This window comes from Variovorax sp. SG517, from assembly GCF_013376045.1.
GTDB lineage: Bacteria > Pseudomonadota > Gammaproteobacteria > Burkholderiales > Burkholderiaceae_C > Variovorax.
Map to the genome: position 1 here is coordinate 26992 of NZ_JABMJG010000013.1, position 18586 is coordinate 45577.

13 protein-coding genes are annotated in these 18586 nt (G+C 68.4%); 4 read left to right on the forward strand and 9 right to left on the reverse strand.

The features are described from left to right. Positions 1-79 precede the first annotated feature (79 nt). From FHT32_RS30880 to FHT32_RS30895, 4 genes are all read right to left on the reverse strand, one after another. Complete coding sequence (locus FHT32_RS30880; protein ID WP_176668371.1) at positions 80-1480, reverse strand: CsgG/HfaB family protein; 1401 nt, start codon at positions 1478-1480, stop codon at positions 80-82. A gap of 13 nt (positions 1481-1493) precedes the next feature. Continuing rightward, positions 1494-2012: a hypothetical protein gene (locus FHT32_RS30885; RefSeq protein ID WP_256099227.1), complete on the reverse strand. Its 519-nt coding sequence runs from the start codon at positions 2010-2012 to the stop codon at positions 1494-1496. A 425-nt stretch (positions 2013-2437) separates the two neighbouring features. Further along, entirely contained in the window at positions 2438-3016 is a 579-nt protein-coding gene (locus FHT32_RS30890; protein ID WP_176668372.1) for a methylated-DNA--[protein]-cysteine S-methyltransferase, read from the reverse strand. Positions 3017-3141: 125 nt separating this feature from the next. Next, positions 3142-4476: an aminotransferase class III-fold pyridoxal phosphate-dependent enzyme gene (locus FHT32_RS30895; protein ID WP_176668373.1), complete on the reverse strand. Its 1335-nt coding sequence runs from the start codon at positions 4474-4476 to the stop codon at positions 3142-3144. Positions 4477-4704: 228 nt separating this feature from the next. On the opposite strand from FHT32_RS30895, the gene purU reads away from it, so the two are divergent. Then, positions 4705-5562: a formyltetrahydrofolate deformylase gene (gene purU / locus FHT32_RS30900; protein ID WP_176668374.1), complete on the forward strand. Its 858-nt coding sequence runs from the start codon at positions 4705-4707 to the stop codon at positions 5560-5562. Positions 5563-5632: 70 nt separating this feature from the next. Here purU and FHT32_RS30905 read toward each other — a convergent pair whose 3' ends face one another. The 4 genes from FHT32_RS30905 to FHT32_RS30920 form a co-directional block, all read right to left on the reverse strand. Then, positions 5633-6007, reverse strand: coding sequence for a YXWGXW repeat-containing protein (locus FHT32_RS30905; RefSeq protein ID WP_176668375.1), 375 nt, complete (start codon positions 6005-6007; stop codon positions 5633-5635). Positions 6008-6174: 167 nt separating this feature from the next. Then, a complete protein-coding gene (locus FHT32_RS30910; protein WP_176668376.1) occupies positions 6175-7494 on the reverse strand; it encodes an SGNH/GDSL hydrolase family protein in 1320 nt (439 codons plus the stop codon). A gap of 65 nt (positions 7495-7559) precedes the next feature. Then, positions 7560-10856 (reverse strand): carboxyl transferase domain-containing protein, encoded by a 3297-nt coding sequence (locus FHT32_RS30915; protein WP_176668477.1) that lies wholly within the window; start codon positions 10854-10856, stop codon positions 7560-7562. 13 nt (positions 10857-10869) lie between these two features. Further along, the gene (locus FHT32_RS30920; protein WP_176668377.1) at positions 10870-12483 is read right to left on the reverse strand and encodes an AMP-binding protein; all 1614 of its coding nucleotides are present in this window, start codon (positions 12481-12483) and stop codon (positions 10870-10872) included. Positions 12484-12568: 85 nt separating this feature from the next. Here FHT32_RS30920 and FHT32_RS30925 point away from each other — a divergent pair, with 85 nt between their 5' ends. The 3 genes from FHT32_RS30925 to FHT32_RS30935 all read left to right on the forward strand — a co-directional run bounded on the left by FHT32_RS30925 (position 12569) and on the right by FHT32_RS30935 (position 17901). Then, a complete protein-coding gene (locus FHT32_RS30925) occupies positions 12569-13258 on the forward strand; it encodes a TetR/AcrR family transcriptional regulator (protein ID WP_176668378.1) in 690 nt (229 codons plus the stop codon). Between the two features lie 27 nt (positions 13259-13285). Next, positions 13286-14542 (forward strand): branched-chain amino acid ABC transporter substrate-binding protein, encoded by a 1257-nt coding sequence (locus FHT32_RS30930; RefSeq protein WP_176668379.1) that lies wholly within the window; start codon positions 13286-13288, stop codon positions 14540-14542. A 140-nt stretch (positions 14543-14682) separates the two neighbouring features. Next, positions 14683-17901, forward strand: a complete 3219-nt coding sequence (locus tag FHT32_RS30935) for a bifunctional cytochrome P450/NADPH--P450 reductase (RefSeq protein WP_176668380.1) — start codon at positions 14683-14685, stop codon at positions 17899-17901. A 4-nt stretch (positions 17902-17905) separates the two neighbouring features. Here FHT32_RS30935 and FHT32_RS30940 read toward each other — a convergent pair whose 3' ends face one another. Further along, complete coding sequence (locus FHT32_RS30940) at positions 17906-18520, reverse strand: DUF1444 family protein (RefSeq protein WP_176668381.1); 615 nt, start codon at positions 18518-18520, stop codon at positions 17906-17908. Positions 18521-18586: the final 66 nt, after the last annotated feature.

Genomic DNA, 18586 nt, shown 5'->3' on the forward strand with positions numbered 1-18586 from the left:
CGTGACTCCTCGGATGTTGGATGCGGTCTGGCTTGGAAAACGGATGGATGCGCGGTGCGTGGAGCGCGCGGAGCGCCGGTCAGTCGCCCTTGACGGCGCTGTCGGAAGAAGACGAAGGCGCGGCGCCGCCGACCACCGGGCTGCCGACGCGCAGCTTGGCGATCTCCTGCAGCCCCGGGCCGTCGCGGTGGATCGAGGTGTCGGCCGCGTCGGGCCGCCAGGTGATGCTGATCGCGCCCGGCGCCACGCCGCGGTTGGCCAGCGCCGAGGTGACGGCCGCGATGCGCTGGTCGGTGAGCTCGTCGCGCTTGCGGGCGTCCCAGTTCTCGGTGTCGCGCGCCACCAGCACGATGTCGGTCGTGCCCTTCTTGGCCGCACCCGCGATCTGGTCGATGAGCGCGAGCGAGGCGCCGCCCAAGGTAGTCGCGCCGAAGTCGAAGGGCACCTGCGTCGCCGTGCCCGTGAGGCGCGCACCACCCGCGCCACCGGCGTTGACCGCCACGCTGCCCTGCGCGACTGGCGAGGTGACAGCCGCGCCGCCCACCGCCGCTTCGCCGGGGTTGTCGACCTTGCGCAGCTCGGCCGCGGGCGTGAGCGGAATGGGCTCGCCGCCGCCGGGGCGCATCGTCATGCAGGGCCGGTGGTCGACCTGCGTGACGGCGGCCATGAGGCGCACCACGCCCTCTTCCAGCGCGGCGCGCACGCCCATCTGCACAGGCTCCTGGCCCTTGGCGCCGATGTCCACGTCGTACAGCTTGCTGCCGAAGAAGCGGAACACGTTCAGGCCCACTTCGTAGCCGTTGAACTGCTTGGTGAGGCTCACCGTGCGCACCACCATCAGCGACTTGGTGTCGACGATGCGCAGGTCGATGCTCACCGACTGGCTGAAGGTGCGCGCCTTCACGCCCACCTGGTTCACGCCGAACTCCGCGCCGCCGGAGTTGATGTTGTAGTTGAGCTCGGTGATGCCACCCACGATGAAGTAGTCGGACTTGTTGATGGTGCCGCCGAAGTACGGCAGCCACGGCACGTTCTGCCCGCCGTTGGGGCCGCCGAGCTGGTGCGTGCGTCCGTCGCCGAGCTGGCGCCGGTCGGCATACGCGAGCTCGCGCTCGGCGATCACCGGGTCGAAGCGCTCGGCGATGCTCACAGCGCCGCCGAGCTTGCCGAGTGCCGAATACACCATCAGCGCGCCGCCTTGCGTGATGGCGTTGCCTTCGTTGATGCTGTACTTGCCGGTGTAGTCCTTCACGTCGCCCACGCCGATGATCACCGGCGGGCGCCGCGTGGCCGCGATGTGGTCGGCGTAGCAGGCGAGCACCGCCTCCATCGGCGTGACGTTGTCGCGCACCGCGGGGCCGAGCACCACGGGTGCCTCGTTCGGTGCGAAGCGCTGCTGCGGCGCGGAGACGCAGCCTGCGAGCGCCAGCGTGGCGACGGCTGCTGCGAGAACGAATGTGCGGCGGATGCGATGCTGCATGACTCGCTCCCGCTCAGTTGAGCACGCCGAAGGCGCAGGCCGAGCTGCCGCCCACGCTCGCGGTCTGCGCACCGGTGTTGCCCTGCGCCGAATTCAGCGCCTGGTTGGCCGCGCCCTGCACCTGCGAACTGGTGCCGCCGACGATGCCCGATGCGACCGCGCCCGAGTTGGCCTGCGAGGTGCCCACCGTCGCGCCACCCAGCGTGCCCACCGCGGTGCGGCTGTCGTTGCCCGATGCGTTCGAGGTGGCGCCCGCCGTGCTCGGCGAGTTCGCGACCGTGCTGTTGTTGCCGTCGTTGCCGGTGGAGGTGGCCGAGACGTTGCAGTTGTACTGGCGGCCGACGTAGTTGTTGGTGTTGTAGACCGGCGCGGCGTAGTAGCCGCTCTTCTGCTTGCGGATCATGTCCTGGATCGCGGCCTGGTTGACCTTGTCGGTGCTGGTCTGGAACTGCCATGCGGCGTTCTCGCCGACGTTGTTGGCGTGCGCAGCCAGAGGCATGCACAGCAGTGCCCAAAGAAATACGCGTTGCATGACGGTCCCTCTTTCGAAAACACACCCGATGGATTTACGAGTGCTGCGTTTCGCGGAGGGATGCTAGGGACCAGCTGCCATGGCCGGTATCCCTGGAACCGGTAGGCGGCATCCCGCGAACCGGTAGAAATAACGAAGAAGGGAAAGCCCGCGCGATCTGCGCGAGGCACGCAGGCAGCGCGCGCGGCTCAGGCTAGTCGCCGAACCAGAACAGCAGCCAGACGCTGACCGAACCGAGAACCACCGTCATGAGCACGATCTGGCCGGTCGTGGGCAACGGCCTGTCCATCCAGCGTTCGATGTTTTTCGACATCCTCGTCCCCCGGTCTTGGAATGGGGACGCAGCGTGATGCAACTGCGCGCTTCTGTCAAAGCAGTAGAAATGCTCTTGCCGTCTTGCGCGCCCGATCAGGCAATCTAAGGATTCAGAAAGACAGCTGCATCGTCTCTGCCTGTGCAGTCTTTTCGTCGACGCGCACATCGGCCGCCGGCAGCGCGCATTCATGCTCCAGCAGGCGCCGCTTGCGGAAGACGCCGCCCGCGTAACCCTTGAGCTCGCCGTTCCTGCCGATCACGCGATGGCACGGCACGATGATGCTGACGGGGTTCGATCCGTTGGCCGCGCCGACGTCCATGGCCGCGCGCGGATCGTCGAAGCCCAGCTGCCTCGCGAGTTCGCCATAGCTGGTGGTGCGCCCCGCCGGAATGCGGCGCAGCGCGGCCCACACCTTGCGCTGCAGCGCATCGCCGAGCGTCGCGACTGGAAGCGCATCGATGGCGGCGAACTCGCCTTCGAAATAGCGGCGCAGGGCATCGGCTACGGCAAGCGGCGCGGCGATGCCTTCGGCGAGTTCGATCCGGTCGTCGTGCAGCTGCCGCAGGAGGCGATGCAGGCGGGCGCGATGGTCCGCGAAGTCCAGCGCATGGATCGCGCCGGTGTCGTCGGTGACGAGAAGAAGCTCGCCCAGCGGCGAGGCCAGACGGCTGAGTTGCAGCTTCAGCATGATCGTGTCCTTCAAAGGCAAAGGCGGCGGGGCCGCGAACATTCACATGCTGCGCGTTCCCCGCCGCCTTCACCGGCCGTATCCGGACATCGATCTCCGGCCAGCCGCCGGCACTGCGCTCCTGCTCAGGCGTGCGCCTTGATCGAGTCGGCCAGCGTGTTCACCAGCGTGTCGATGTGCGACTTCTCGACGATGTACGGCGGCGCGATCACCAGCACGTCGCCCGCGGGCCGCACCAGCGCGCCCTTGTGGAAGCATTCGAGGAAGATCTCGTAGGCGCGCTTGCCCGGCGTGCCCGCAATGGGCGCGAGCTCCACCGCCGCGGCAAGGCCGAGGCTGCGGATGCTGATGACGTTGGGCAGGCCCTTGAGCGTGCTGTGGAAGGCATCGCCCAGCACCTTGCCCATTTCGCCGGCGCGCGCGAAGAGGTTCTCCTGCTTGAACAGATCGAGCGTGGCGATGGCCGCGGCGCAGGCCACGGGGTGGCCCGAGTAGGTGTAGCCGTGGAAGAACTCGACCACGTGCTCGGGTGCGTCGGTCTTCATCATCGCGTCGTAGAGCTTGTCTCGGCAGATCACGCCGCCCAGCGGGATGACGCCGTTGGTCACGCACTTGGCGAAGTTCAGCATGTCGGGCACCACGCCGAAGTAGTCGGACGCGAAGTTGGTGCCCATGCGGCCGAAGCCGGTGATGACCTCGTCGAAGATCAGCAGGATGCCGTGCTTGTCGCAGATCTCGCGCAGGCGCTTGAGGTAGCCCTTGGGCGGCAGGTACCAGCCGGCCGATCCGGCCACCGGCTCCACGATGATCGCGGCCACGTTGCTCGGGTCGTGCAACGGCAGGATGCGCGTCTCGAGCTCGACCAGCGGGTCTTCGGCCCACACCGGCTCCTCGTTGTGGATGTAGGCGTGGTTCACCGGATCGTGGATGAAGCGCATGTGGTCCACTCGCGGCAGGAAGGCCGAGCCGAACACCTTGCGGTTGCCCGGGATGCCGCCCACCGACATGCCGCCGAAGCCCACGCCGTGGTAGCCCTTCTCGCGGCCGATGAACACGTTGCGGTGGCCCTCGCCGCGCGCGCGGTGGTACGCCAGCGCCACCTTCATCGAGGTGTCGGCGGCTTCGGAGCCCGAGTTGCAGAAGAGCACCTTGTTGAGGTCGCCGGGAGCGAGCGAGGCAATCATCTCGGCCGCCTTGAAGGCCTTGTCGTTGCTCACCTGGAAGGCGGTGGCGTAGTCGAGCGTGTCGAGCTGCTTCTTGATCGCCTCGTTGATCGGCTTGCGGTTGTGGCCCGCGCCCACGCACCACAGCGAGGAGATGCCGTCGATCACCTTGCGGCCGTCGTGAGTGGTGAACTCCATGCCGTCGGCCGCGACGAACACGCGCGGGTCCTTGCGGAAATGACGGTTGGGGGTGAAGGGCAACCACTGGTTGTCCATGTTGAAGTCCTGGTAGGCCATGTCTCGCTCCTGCGGTTGGGTTATCTGGGAGGGGAAAATCGCGATTCTGGCACCCCTGCGACAATCCTCCCCCTGGGTCCGGATAACCCCAGGCTTGCCCTCCGCATGCGGCCGCCAGTCCCCTCACCGGGAGCGCGGCCCGGCAAAGCCGGTTCCGCTGTATCCCTGGAAAGAAGACCGATGCAGGCAGCGTGGCCGCCTGCCGAGTGATCGAGCAACTGAACTGATATGACAACGAATACGCCCGCCTACATCCTGAACCTCTACTGCCCCGACCGCACGGGCATCGTGCATGCCGTCTCGGGCTTCCTGCTCGAGCGCGGCGCCAACATCGAGGAGGCGGCCCAGTACAACGACCACGACACGGGTCTTTTCTTCATGCGCGTGCGCTTCGCCTGCGGCGCCCACAGCGAAGCCGTGCTGCGCGAGGAGCTCAAGGCCTTCGCCACCGGCTTCGGCATGACCCTGCAGCTGCACGCGGCGGCCCAGCCGATGAAGACGGTGATCATGGTCAGCAAGGAAGGCCACTGCCTCAACGACCTGCTGTTCCGCTGGAAGAGCGGGCTGCTGGCCATCGACGTGCGCGCCATCATCTCGAACCACCGCGACTTCTACCAGCTGGCCGCCAGCTACAACGTGCCCTTCCACCACATCCCGGTGACGGCCGCGACCAAGGCGCAGGCCGAGGCGAAGCAGCTGGAGATCATCGAGGCCGAGGGCGCCGAACTCGTGGTGCTCGCGCGCTACATGCAGATCCTGAGCGACAACCTGTGCCGCAGCCTATCGGGCCGCGCGATCAACATCCACCACTCGTTCCTGCCCAGCTTCAAGGGCGCCAAGCCCTACTACCAGGCCCACGACCGCGGCGTGAAGCTGATCGGCGCCACCGCGCACTACGTGACGGCCGACCTCGACGAAGGCCCGATCATCGAGCAGGACGTGGCCCGCGCCGACCACACCGATACGGTCGATGACCTCACGGCCCGCGGCCGCGACACCGAAAGCCAGGTGCTGGCGCGCGCGGTGAAGTGGCACAGCGAGCACCGCGTGCTGCTGAACGGGCACCGCACGGTGGTGTTCCGCTGAGCATCCAGCAGCAGGCCCCCAAATAAACATGCCCCCTCTTCAGGGGGCATGTTCGCTTCAGGCACCGCCGTCAGTTGCGGTACGGATTGTTCGGCCGGCGGTCGTAGCGATTCGGCACGCCGTCGCCGTCACGGTCCCAGCGGCCCCTGTCGTAGACCCAGCGGTCGCCGTCCTGGCGCCACTCCGGTGCGCGGTAGGCATAGCCCGGGCGGGCGCGGACCCAGCCGCCGCCGATCCACACGTGGCGGCCGCCGCGCCACTCGTAATGTCCCGGCGCCCACACGTAACCGCGGCGCGGCGGGGGAACGCGCTCATAGCGCGGCGGAGGCGGCGGCGTCTGGATGGTGATCACAGGCTGCGCCTGCACGGCCGTCGGAACAGTCAGTGCGCCCACCGACAGAAGCGATGCAGCGCCGACGGAAAGAGCCAATGCGAGTTTTTTCATGAAGAACTCCTCATGAGTTGTTGGAGGAGCCTTCATGCTGCCCAGCCGTTGTGAACCTCCTGTAAGCCGCGCGCGAAGTCTTGTGTAAAGCTGTGACGCGCGTTTTGGGGTCTTTTTGGCTCGTGCTAGCGCTCACTCACAGCCGTTTCACAGCTGTTTTGCGGCCTTCACTCCTGCAGTTCGTGCAGGTCTATGGCCGTGGCCATCGCCGCATGCCCGGCCTTGTTGGGATGCAGGTGGTCGCCCGAGTCGAAGAGCGGGTTGAGCGCCTGCGGGTCTGCCGGATCGCGCAGCGCGGCGTCGAAATCGATCACGCCGTCGACGTCCTGCTTGCCGCGGATCCAGCGGTTCACGGCCTCGCGCATGGCTTCGTTCCCTTCGCTCCAGTAGGGCGTGTTCCTGAACGGCGGCACGGTGCCGATCAGCACCTTCACGCCCTTGGCGCGCGCCTGCTTCACCAGCTGCCGCAGCCCCTCGGTGATGCGCTCGGCCGTGGGCATGTCGCGCGGCTTGAGCTCGGCGCCGGGCACCTTGGCGAACATCGCGCGGCCGATGTCGTTGGTGCCCAGCAGGATGATCGCGTGTGTCACGCCGCTCTGCTTGAGCACGTCGAGCTCGAAGCGCGAGAGCCCGCTGGGCCCGATGCCGTCGGCCAGCAGCCGGTTGCCGCCGATGCCGACGTTGAGCACCGCGACGTCCTGCCCGCCGGGCTGCGTGTCGCGCAGGCGGGTGGCCAGCATGTCGGGGTAGGCGCCGCTGGTGGCCTCCGTGCTGCCGGCGGTGATCGAATCGCCGAATGCCACGACAGTACGAATGGACCTGGTGGTGAGCACGTCGAGCCCGGTCACGATCTGGTTCAGCACCAGCGTCGACGGGTTCCGGAGCTTCGGCGTCATCACCGCGTTGCCGGGCGTCACCCAGGTCGAGCCCGATTCCAGCATCGATGCCGTGGCGAACGGCGTCGTGCGATCGAAGAAGGCGCTCACGACAACGGTCTGCCCCGCCTGCACCGGAAGGTCGACGCCATCGCTCCACGCATCCGCGCCCGGGGCGATGGTGAGGCTGCTGCGGCCGCCGAAACGCAGCACGTGCAGCGTGGCCGGCGAGAACGCCTCGGCGCCGGTGCCACGCGCGACGCTCGCGGCGGCGATGCGCAGCGGCGTCTTGCCGAAACGATTGGAAAAGCGGATGCGGATGCGTTCTCCGTCGAGCGACAGCTCCACCTTCTGGCGCAGCGTCTGCCCGCGCAGGTCATTGCCCGCAGGCGACGAGAAGCTGGCACCTCCAGGGCTCGCGGCCAGCTCGGCGAAGTCGAGCGGAGCCACCGCCCAGCTCGCAACCCAGTGCGCCTCCGCAGGCTGCCGCGGACGCCCGTCGGGCGTGACGGCCTGAACGCCGACGGCCAGCAGGGCAAGGAGGAAGGCAGCCACCCAGTGTGCGACGGCAACGTCGCGGAGGCGGGCTGCCCATCGGGAGACCAGGTTCATGCGCGCAAAGCGGCCCAGTGTACGGAGCCACTGTTCCCCCGCGCGTGACGAGGTCTAAAGCCCGGTTACCAGGTGTCTACATATGCAACCGCCGGTCCCTGCGCCTTCGTGGCCGATGAAAGGCCGCGCACCAGCCAGGTGCGCGTTTCCGCGGGGTCGATCACCGCGTCGATCTCCAGCGTCTGCGCCATGTGAATGGCCTCGCCGTTCTCGTACTGCTGCGCCACCAGCTTCTTGAAGAGCGCATCGCGTTCGGCGCCCTCGGGCGCGGCGGCCAACTCCTTGCGGAAACCCAGCCGCACCGCACCTTCGAGCCCCATCGCGCCGAATTCGCCCGTGGGCCAGGCCACGGTGAACACCGGCGCATCGAAGCCGCCCGCCGTCATTGCCTGCGCGCCCAGGCCATAGCCCTTGCGCAGCACCACGGCAAAGAAGGGCACGCGCAGATGCGAGGCCACCATGAACATGCGGCACACGTGACGCACCTGCGCCTGCGCCTCGATCTCGGGCCCGACCATGAAGCCTGGCGTGTCGCACAACGAAACAATTGGCAGGCCGTGCGCATTGCACAGCTGCATGAAGCGCGCGGACTTGTCGGCCGCCTCCACGTCGATCGCGCCGCCCAGGTGATGCGGGTTGTTGGCCATCAGCCCGACCGGCCTGCCCTCGATGCGCGCGAGCGCGGTGACGATGCCCGCGCCGAAGCCCGCGCGCAGCTCGAGCAGCGATCCGGTGTCGGCCACGCCGCGCATCGCGGCGCGCACGTCGTACACGCGCAGGCGGTTCTCGGGCACCACGTGGCGCAGCGTGCGCGGGTCGGCGCACTGCCAGTCGGAGGTCGCGCCCTGGAAGTACGAGAGGTACTGCTTCGCGGCGGCCACCGCCGCGGCCTCGTCTTCCACCAGGATGTCGATCACGCCGTTGCGCGACTGCACGCCGCTCGGCCCGATCTGCTCCGGCGCGAAGGTGCCGAGCCCGCCGCCCTCGATCATCGCGGGGCCGCTCATGCCGATGTTGCTGCCCCTGGTGGCGATGATCACGTCGGCGCATCCCAGCAGCGCCGCATTGCCCGCGAAGCAGCGGCCATGCACGATGCCCACCACCGGCACCTTGCCCGACAGCGCCGCGAACTGGCTGAAGGTGTGGTTGTTGAGGCCGGCCACGATGGGCATGTCGGTGTCGCCCGGCCGCCCGCCGCCGCCTTCCGCGAACAGCACCACCGGCAGCTTCAGCTGGTGCGCCACCGCGAGCAGCCGGTCGGTCTTGTGGTGGTTGCGCATGCCCTGCGTGCCGGCCAGCACGGTGTAGTCGTAGGCCAGCACCGCGCAGCGCGAGGCCTCGGGGCCGAACTGCTTCGCGTTGACGCTGCCCAGCCCCGTGACCATGCCGTCGGCGGGCGTGTTGGCGACGAGGTCTTCCAGCGTGCGCCGCCGCGTCTGCGCGGCGATGGCCAGCGCGCCGTACTCGATGAAGTTGCCGGAGTCGGACGCGGTGTCGCACAGGTCCGCGATGTTCTCGCGCGCGGTGCGCCCGCCTTGCGCGTGACGCTTGTCGACGGCCGCCTTGCGGTTGGCGTCGAGCGTGTAGGCATGGCGGTCGATCACCTTCCGCAGGTCGGGGCGGATCGCATCGAGGTCATGCTCCGCACGGGCTTCCGCCTGCACGGTCTGCGCATCGACTGCTTCGAGCTGCACCAGCGACTGCCCTTCGACGAGATAGTCGCCCGGCGCCGCCAGCAGCGCCACCACGCGGCCGGCCACAGGCGCATGCAGCAGGTGCTCCATCTTCATGGCCTCGAGCACGCCGAGCTGCGCACCGACCGGCAGCACGTCGCCCACCTCGACCTCGAACTGCACGAGACGCGCGGGCATCGGGGCCTTGACGGTGAGTTCGTCCGATCCGTCGTCGGCGACAACGGGCGGCGGCTCGGCGGACGCCGTCACCGTCTTCCGCGCCTGCTTCTCGAAGGCTGACGCAGCGGCGAGCAGATCTCCCAGGTGCGCCTCCACGAAGCGCGTGTGCACCGCCTGCGTCGCGAACTCGGGCCGTGCCGCGATGGCGCGCAGCAGCGCCAGGTTGGTGGCGATGCCCTCGATGTGGCATTCGTCGAGCGCGCGCAGCGAGCGGCGCAGCGCATCCTCGAAGCGCGGCGACGGCGAATGCACGATGAGCTTGGCCAGCAGCGTGTCGTAGTGCGGCGAAGGCGCGAGGCCCGCGTAGCCATGCGTGTCCACCCGCACGCCGGGGCCGGCCGGCAGGTCGAAGCGCGCGAGCGTGCCGCCCGATGGCCGCGCGTTGCCGTGGGCATCGAGCGTTTCGGCGTTGATGCGCCACTGCACCGCGAAGCCGCGCTGCGGCGCGGTGCGGTCGGCCTCCACGCCGAGCTCGGCCAGCGGCTGGCCGGCCGCGACGGCGATCTGCAGCTGCACCAGATCCAGCCCCGTCACCGCCTCGGTCACGGTGTGCTCCACTTGCAGGCGCGGATTGGCCTCGATGAACACAAAGGGCAGCGTCGCCGATGCCGCATCGACCAGGAACTCGAAGGTGCCGAGCCCGCGGTAGCCCACCGCCTTGGCCATGCGCAGCGCGGCCTGCGTGACCTGCGCGCGCAAGGCCTCGGGCAGCGAGGGGCTGGGCGCGATCTCCACCAGCTTCTGGAAGCGCCGCTGCAGCGTGCATTCGCGCTCGCCGAGGCTGGCCACGGCCTTGCCGTCGCCGATCACCTGCACCTCGATGTGCCGTGCGTTCAGCATCAGCCGCTCGACGTACACGCCCTCGATGCCGAACGCCGCCCTGGCCTCCGACATGCAGCGCGCATGCGCCTCGGGCAACTCCTGCGCATCCAGCACCGCGCGCATGCCACGCCCGCCGCCGCCGCCGATGGCCTTGACCATCACGCCAGCGCCCTGCGCCTGGTGCTCGGCGAAGAAGGCCTGCGCCTGCGCGAGCGTCACGGCGCCGGCGCTGCCGGGCATCACCGGCACGTCGCACTGCGTTGCGAGTTCGCGTGCACGTGCCTTGTCGCCGAACAGGTCGAGCTGTTCGGGCGTAGGGCCGATGAAGACCAGGCCCGCATCCGCACAGGCCTGCGCGAAATCGGCGCGCTCGCTGAGGAAGCCGTAGCCGGGATGCACAGCGTCGCAGCCCTGCGCCTTCGCTACCGCGATCAGCGCGGCGGCATCGAGATATGCGGAGGGGCCGGTGGCATCGAGCGCCACCGCCGTGTCGGCCAGCTGCGCATGTAGTGCGGCGCCATCGTCGCGCGCATGCACGGCCACGCTGGCAATGCCCAGGTCGCGCAGCGCGCGCACCAGGCGCACCGCGATCTCGCCGCGGTTGGCAATCAGAACTTTGGAGAACAGCAAACGGAACCTCTCAGCTTTTGTCTTTGAGCAGGCGGCGCAGCACCTTGCCCGCACCGGTGGTGGGCAGCGCGTCGATGAAGCTCACCGCGCGCGGCGCCTTGTAGCTCGCCATGTTGTCGCGCGCCCAGGCGATGAGCGCATCGGCATCGAGCTCGGCGCCGGACTTGCGCACGATGAAGGCCTTCACCACCTCGCCTTTTTCCGCGTCGGGCTGCGCGATGACGGCCGCCTGCGCCACCGCCGGATGCTTGATGAGGATGGTCTCGACCTCCTCGGGGAACACGCTGTAGCCCGAGACCTTGATCATTTCCTTGAAGCGGCCGATGAAGGTGAGGTAGCCGTCGGCGTCGATCTTGCCCATGTCGCCCGTGTGCACCCAGCCGTTGCGCAGCGTGGCGGCCGTGGCCTCGGGCTTGTTCCAGTAGCCCTTGAAGGTACCGGGGCTGGTGAGCACGATCTCGCCGACCTCGCCCGCGGGCAGGTCGGCCTGCGTGTCGGCATCGACGATGCGGATCTTCACGCCCGGCACCGCCACGCCCTGCGTGCCCCAGCGCGGCGCATGGTGCGGCGTGTAGGTGTCGCAGGTGTGGGTCTCGCTCAGGCCGTAGGCGGCCTCGAAGGAAGTGCAGTTGGGCGCATGCGAGCGCCACTGCAGCGCCAGCGGTTCGGTGAAGGCGATGCCGAAGCTGGTCACCGGGTTCATCTTCAGGCTGCGCAGGTCGAAGGACGCGATGTCCGGCACCTGCATGCAGGCCACGTTCATCGGCGCGATGCTGTACCACCAGCTCACCTTGTAGGCGGCAATGGCCTGCAGCGCCGCGCGCGGATCGAAGCGATGCAGCAACACCGAGGCGGCACCGGTGAGCACCGGCACGTTGACGCCCATCAGCATGCCGGCGATGTGATAGAGCGGCGCGATGGACAGCAGCACGTCGTCGGGCCCCACGCCGTTGCAGTCGGCCGCCGCGCGCGTCTTGAAGAGCGCGTTGCCGTAGCTCAGCATCGCCCCCTTGGGCAGGCCGGTGGTGCCCGAGGTGTAGGTCATGAGCGCGACGTCGTCCATGTCGATGGCCACCGGCTGCGGCCTGGCGTCGGCGCGCATCACGGCGAGGAAGTCTTCGCAGCCTTCGGCCGTGGCGCGGCCAGCCCTGCGCTCTGCCGCCAGCTCCGGCGGCAGGTCGAGCTCGGGCTCGGGCGGCAGCAGGTCGGCGTAGTGCACCACGAACACGTGTTCGAGCGCGCTCTGCGGCTGCACCTTGCGCACCACCGGCAACAGCGGCGCAGCCGCGACGATCACGCGCGCCTTCAGGTCGTTGACCTGGTAGGCCAGCTCGTGCTCCTTGTTGAGCGGCCCGCTCGGGCAGACGACGGCGCCGATCTTCTGGATGCCGAAGTGCGCGACAAGGTACTGCGGACAGTTGTTGAGGAAGAGCACCACCGGCTCGCCCTTCTTCACGCCCAGCGCCTGCAGGCGCGCGGCGAAGGCGTCGCTCGCACGGTCGAGCTCGTCCCAGCTCATCGCGTGGCCGTACCAGATGCAGGCGGGGCTGGCGCCGCGTTCTCGCGCGTGGGCGCGCAGGTACTCGTGCAGGGGCTGCTGCGGGCGTTCGGGCAATGTCTCCATGGCGTCACTTTCTCAGGGTTATCGATAGCAGCCCGCAAGGGGCTGGCGCTTGCCAATGGTGCATGGTGCACGAACAATCCTACCCATGGGTATAACTTCCGCGACACGGCAAAAACCCTCTGGAGACCAGAGCGACACCACGGCACAGCCTCACCTGCCGCAAGGCACTGGCCGCCAGCGCGCGGCCACGCAGGGCACCGACCTGCAGCGCGAGCGCATCCTGCAGGCGGCCGCGCAGCTCTTCGCGGCGCAGGGCTACGCCAACACCACCATGGCGCAGATCGTGCGCGAACTGGGCGTGACCAAGCCCTTCGTGTACTACTACTTCCGCGACAAGCAGGAGATCTTCGAGACGCTGTCGTGGCGTCCCGCGGTCGACTGCTTCACCGCACTCGACTTCGCCGCCACCGATCCGCGCCGCGCGAGCGAGAAGGTGCTCGAAGGCCTGGAGCGGCTGATCCGCGCGACCATCTCGCACCACCCGGTGGCCTTCTTCCCGTACCGCGAGCCGCAGGTGTACCGCCCCGAATACATCGCAGCGCAGAAGAAGCTCGCGCATCACTTCTACGAGCTGCTGTGCCCGCTGCTCGAGGAAGCGCGCGCCGACGGCGACCTCGACTTCACCGAAACCAAGATCACCGCGCTCGCGGCCTGCAGCCTGCCGGGCTTCCTCTACAGCTGGTATCGCCCGGGAGGGCGCCTCTCGCCCGACGAGGTCGTGGCCGAGCTCACCAGGCTGGCAAGCCGCGTGATCGGGCTGCGAACGAAGAACTGAAGACAACACCTCCGGAGACAAAGCACCATGAAGTTCAGGAAAGCGCCACTGGCGCGGATCGCCCTTGCCTGCCTGATTGCCGCCGCCGGCGCGGCACACGCCCAGCAGGCGACCTACAAGATCGCCTACATCGACCCGCTCTCGGGCCCCTTCGCCAACGTGGGCGAGCTGATGCTGATGCACACGCAGTACGCCATCGAGGACATCAACGCGAAGGGCGGCGTGCTCGGCGGTACGAAGCTGCAGCTGCTGCAGTTCGACAGCAAGCTCTCGGCCCAGGAGAGCCAGAGCGCGCTGCAGGCGGCCATCGACCAGGGCGCGAAGGCCATCGTGACCGGCGGCTCGGGCTCCTCGGTGGTCACGGCGCTGGTGCAGTCGGTGGCGCGCTGGAACCAGCGCAACCCGGGCAAGGAGCTGATCGTGCTGAACCACTCCTCCATCGACCCCGAGATGACGGGCAAAGGCTGCAGCTTCTGGCACTTCCAGACCGAGGCCAACACCGCGATGAAGATGAAGGCGCTGGCCAACTACATCAAGAAGACGCCCGACGTGAAGAAGGTGTACTTGCTGAACCAGGACTACGCGCACGGCAAGCAGTGGGCGAGCTACGGCAGGCAGCTGGTGGGCCTGGCACGGCCCGACATCCAGTTCGTGGGCGAGACGCTGCACCCCATCGGCCGCGTGAAAGACTTCGCGCCCTACATCGCCAACGTGAAGCAAAGCGGCGCCGACTCGGTCATCACCGGCAACTGGGGCCAGGACATGACGCTGCTGCTGAAGGCCGCGGGAGACGCGGGCTACAACCTGCGCTACTTCAACCACAGCGCGGGCTCGGTGCCGGGCACGGTCACGGCCGTGTCGCAGGCCAAGCTGGGCCAGCTGACCTGGGTGGCCGAATGGCACCCGGGCGAGGCCGACACGCCCAAGGTGGACGCGCTCGCCAAGGCCTACAAGGCCAAGACCGGCAAGGACTTCCTCGCGCCGCGCATCGACATGACGCCGCGCCTGCTGGCCGCGGCCATCAACAAGGCCGGCTCCACCGACACGGTGAAGGTCGCGCATGCGCTCGAAGACCTGAGCTTCGACTCCGTGGTGGGCCCGGTGCGCATGCGCGCCGAAGACCACCAGCTGCTGCTGCCGCAGGTGGTCAACACCATCGTGCCGGTGGACGGCAAGACGGTGAAGACCGGCTGGGAAGGCACGAACTATGGTTTTCGCACCGACGCGGTCTATACCGGGAACGAACTGGCACAGGGCACGGAGTGCAAGATGGTCCGGCCCTGAGCTATTTCTTCACGACTGCTGAAGAGGGCGGGGTCTTGTAAGGGAAACCCCGTCCTGCCTGTCGCCTGTGCCGTCGGGATACTCCGGCTTGCGAAGCCCGGATATCAGAGGCGGGTCCATTCCAAAGGCACAACAAGACCATGGCAGGCAAAAACTCGCTCCACCCGATCCCGCATCCGGCGAAGAAGCCCTTCGTCGGCAACCTGCTGTCGATCGGCTCCGACTCGCCCGTGCTCGACATGTGGAAGATCGCGCAGGACCTCGGCGGCATCTACTGGCTGGACATGCCGGGCATGCCGGTGATCGTGGTGTCGTCGCCCGCGCTGGTGGACGAGCTCTGCGAGGAAGAGCGCTTCGACAAGAGCACGCGCGGCGCGCTGCGCCGGCTGCGCGCCGCGTCGCACGGCCTCTTCACTTCCGACACGCACGAGGAGACCTGGTCGAAGCCGCACAACATCCTCCTGGCCAACTTCAGCCAGCGTGCGATGCAGGCCTACCACCCGATGATGCTGGACATCGCAGGCCAGCTGGTCACCAAGTGGGAGCGGCTGAACTTCGACGAGGAGGTGGACGTGGTGCGCGACATGACCGCGCTCACGCTCGACACCATCGGCCTGTGCGGCTTCGGCTACCGCTTCAACTCCTTCTACCGCGAGGGCTTCCACCCGTTCGTCGATGCGATGGTGCGCACGCTGGAGACGGTGCAGAACCGCCGCGGCCTGCCGCTCGAAGAGCTGATGCTGAAGAAGGAGCTCGCCCAGCAGCGCAAGGACATCCGCTACATGCACAAGATGGTGGAAGACATCATCGAGGAGCGGCGCACGAGCGGGGCCGACATCGCCACCAAGCCCGACCTGCTGAGCTACATGATCGCGGGCGTGGACAAGAAGAGCGGCGAGAAGCTCACCGACAAGATGATCCGCGACGAGTGCATCGAATTCCTCATCGCGGGGCATGAGACCACCAGCGGGCTGCTGTCATTCGCCATCTACTTCCTGCTGAACAACCCCGAGGCCATGGCCAAGGCGCAGGCCGAGGTCGACAACGTGTTCGGCCCCGACACCACGCAGAAGCCCACCTACGCGCAGGTCAACCGCCTGCAGTACGTGATGCAGGTGCTGAAGGAGTCGCTGCGGCTGTACCCGACGGCGCCCGCCATCTCGATGCGTGCCAAGGAAGACACGAAGATCGGCGGCCAGTACACGATCAAGAAGAACAACATGGTCATCATGCATGCGCTGGCGCTGCATCGCGACAAGGGCATCTGGGGCGAGGACGCCGACCGGTTCAACCCCGACCACTTCAGCCGCGAGGCCGAGCGCGAGCGTCCGGTGAACGCCTTCAAGCCCTTCGGCAACGGCCAGCGCGCCTGCATCGGGCGACAGTTCGCCCTGCAGGAGGCCGTGCTCACGCTGGGCATGATCCTGCAGCGCTTCAACCTGGTGGACCACACGGGCTACAAGCTGAAGATCAAGGAAGCGCTGACGATCAAGCCGGAGAACTTCAGGATCAAGGCGCTGCTGCGCGACCCGGCCACGCGCCCGCGCGGCAACATGAGCGATGCGGCCGCCGCGCCGGTGCAGCCCGCCAAGGCCGCCGAACGCAAGCCGCAGGCGGCGCGCCACGGCACCTCGCTGCTGGTGCTGCAGGGCTCGAACCTCGGCACCGCCGAAGACCTCGCGCGACAGCTCGCGGAGGCCGGCGAGATGCGCGGCTTCTCCACGCAGCTGGCCTCGCTCGACGACTACGCCGAGCGGCTGCCGGCCAGCGGCGCGGTCGCCATCGTCTGCGCCTCGTACAACGGCGCGGCGCCCGACAACGCGGCCGAGTTCCACCGCTGGCTCGACAAGGCCGACGACTCGCTCAACGGCGTGCGCTTCAGCGTCTTCGGCTGCGGCAACACAGACTGGGCCTCCACCTACCAGGCCGTGCCGCGCCGCATCGACGAGCGGCTCGAAGCGCTGGGCGCCACGCGCGTCCACCCGCGCGGCGAAGGCGATGCGCGCGAGGACATGGACGGCGCCTTCCAGGACTGGAGCGACGCCCTGTGGCCCGAACTGGCGAAGGCCTTCGGCATCAAGACAGGCGCCGACACGCCCGCGCAGAGCGAGCCGCTCTACACGCTGGAAGAACTGCCGCCGCCGCAGAAGAACGCGATCGTCGATGCGCTGGGCGCGGTGGCGCTGCGCGTCATCGAGAACCGCGAGCTGCAAAGCGGCGGCAACGGAGAAGCCGGCCGATCCACGCGGCACGTCGAACTGATGCTGCCCGAGGGCCTCGTCTACCGCGCCGGCGACCACCTGAGCGTGGTGCCGCGCAACAGCCCCGCGCAGGTCGAACGCGCGATGGCGCGCTTCGGCTTCGACCGCACGGCCCACGTGCGCCTGCATGCCGTCGCGGGCCGCAAGGCGGCGCTGCCGGTGGAGCAGGTGATCGCGGTCGACCGCCTGCTGGGTGACTACGTCGAGCTGCAGGACGTGGCCACGCGCAAGCAGATCGCCACGCTCGCGGCGTACACCGAGTGCCCGTTCACGAAACCGAAGCTGGAGGCCCTCTCGGGCAGCGACGAGGCCTCGCAGGCCGCGTACAAGGCCGAGGTGCTGCACAAGCGCAAGTCGCTGCTCGACCTGCTGGAAGAGCACCGCGCCTGCCAGGTGCCCTTCGCGGTGTTCCTGGAGATGCTGTCGCCGCTCTCGCCACGCTACTACTCGATCTCGTCGTCGCCGACGATGACGCCGGGCCGCTGCAGCGTGACGGTGGGCGTGGTGAGCGGGCCGGCCAAGTCGGGCATCGGCACCTTCGAGGGCGTGTGCTCCAACTTCCTGGCGCGCGCCGAGGCCGGCGACACGGTGCACGGCGTGGTGCGCGAGACCACGGCCGAAGGCTTCAGGCTGCCGGAAGATGCGAACCGGCCACTCATCATGGTCGGCCCCGGCACAGGGCTCGCGCCGTTCCGCGGCTTCCTGCAGGAGCGCGCGGCGCAGGCCGAGGCAGGCACCGCGCTCGGCGAGGCGCTGCTCTTCTTCGGCTGCCGCCATCCCGAGCAGGACTTCATCTACGCCGACGAACTCAAGGCCTGGGCGCATCGCGGCCTGATGAAGCTGCACACCGCCTTCTCGCGCGCAGGCGAGCGCAAGGTCTACGTGCAGGACCTGATCCGCGAACAGGCCGCCCAGGTGTGGAAGCTGCTGGAAGCCGGCGCGGTGGTCTACGTCTGCGGCGACGGCTCGCGCATGGAGCCCGACGTGCGGCGCACGTTGAGCGACCTCGCGCGCGAGCATGGGCACGACAGCACCGCGTGGATGGACAGGATGATCGCCGACCAGCGCTACGTGCTGGACGTGTGGGCCGGGAACTGAGGGGTCAGGCTTCCAGCGCCGGTGCAAAGGCGTCGAGCGTGCCGCGCACGCACCAGCCGTCGGCGGTCAGCGCCATCACGCTGTCGGAGAGTCGCTCGAACCCGGCAGCTGCCCTGACCTTTTCGGCGGCGGCGCACATGCGGCCGAGCCCCTCGGCGCTGCCCCGGCTGTCGGCGAAGTAGACGACGTCGCGGCTCGGCACCACCGCGACCAGCTCGCCCTCGAAGTCCTGCGCGAGCTGCGCCCACAGATCAGGCAGCAGCAGCATGCAGGCCTCGAAGCCGTCGCCCGCGACGAGCGCCCTGTAGCAGCCGAGATCCCGCGTGCGGACGTTGGGCGCCACCAGCCGCAGCATGTTGTCGATGGCCAGTTCGTACATCGACTGGGTATCGAGCCCCGTCTCCTGCAGGCCCTCGCGCGTGAGCGTGACGAACTGCACCGACGTGTCGACCACGAAGCTCACCACCAGGTCGGAGTCGGCGGCGAGCGGAAATGCCACGGCCTCATGCGCCTCGCGGCTGCCGCCGAGCGCCTCGATCAGGCCAAGCATTGGCCGCATCGCTTCCTCGAGCAGGCCGGCATGCCTGATGCGAGGGTAGACGGGCGGGAGGCTGTGCATGGTGTCGCCATTGTTCGGGGCGGGACGGAGGCGCCGCAAGTGACGGAAGTCATGCCTGAAGGCATA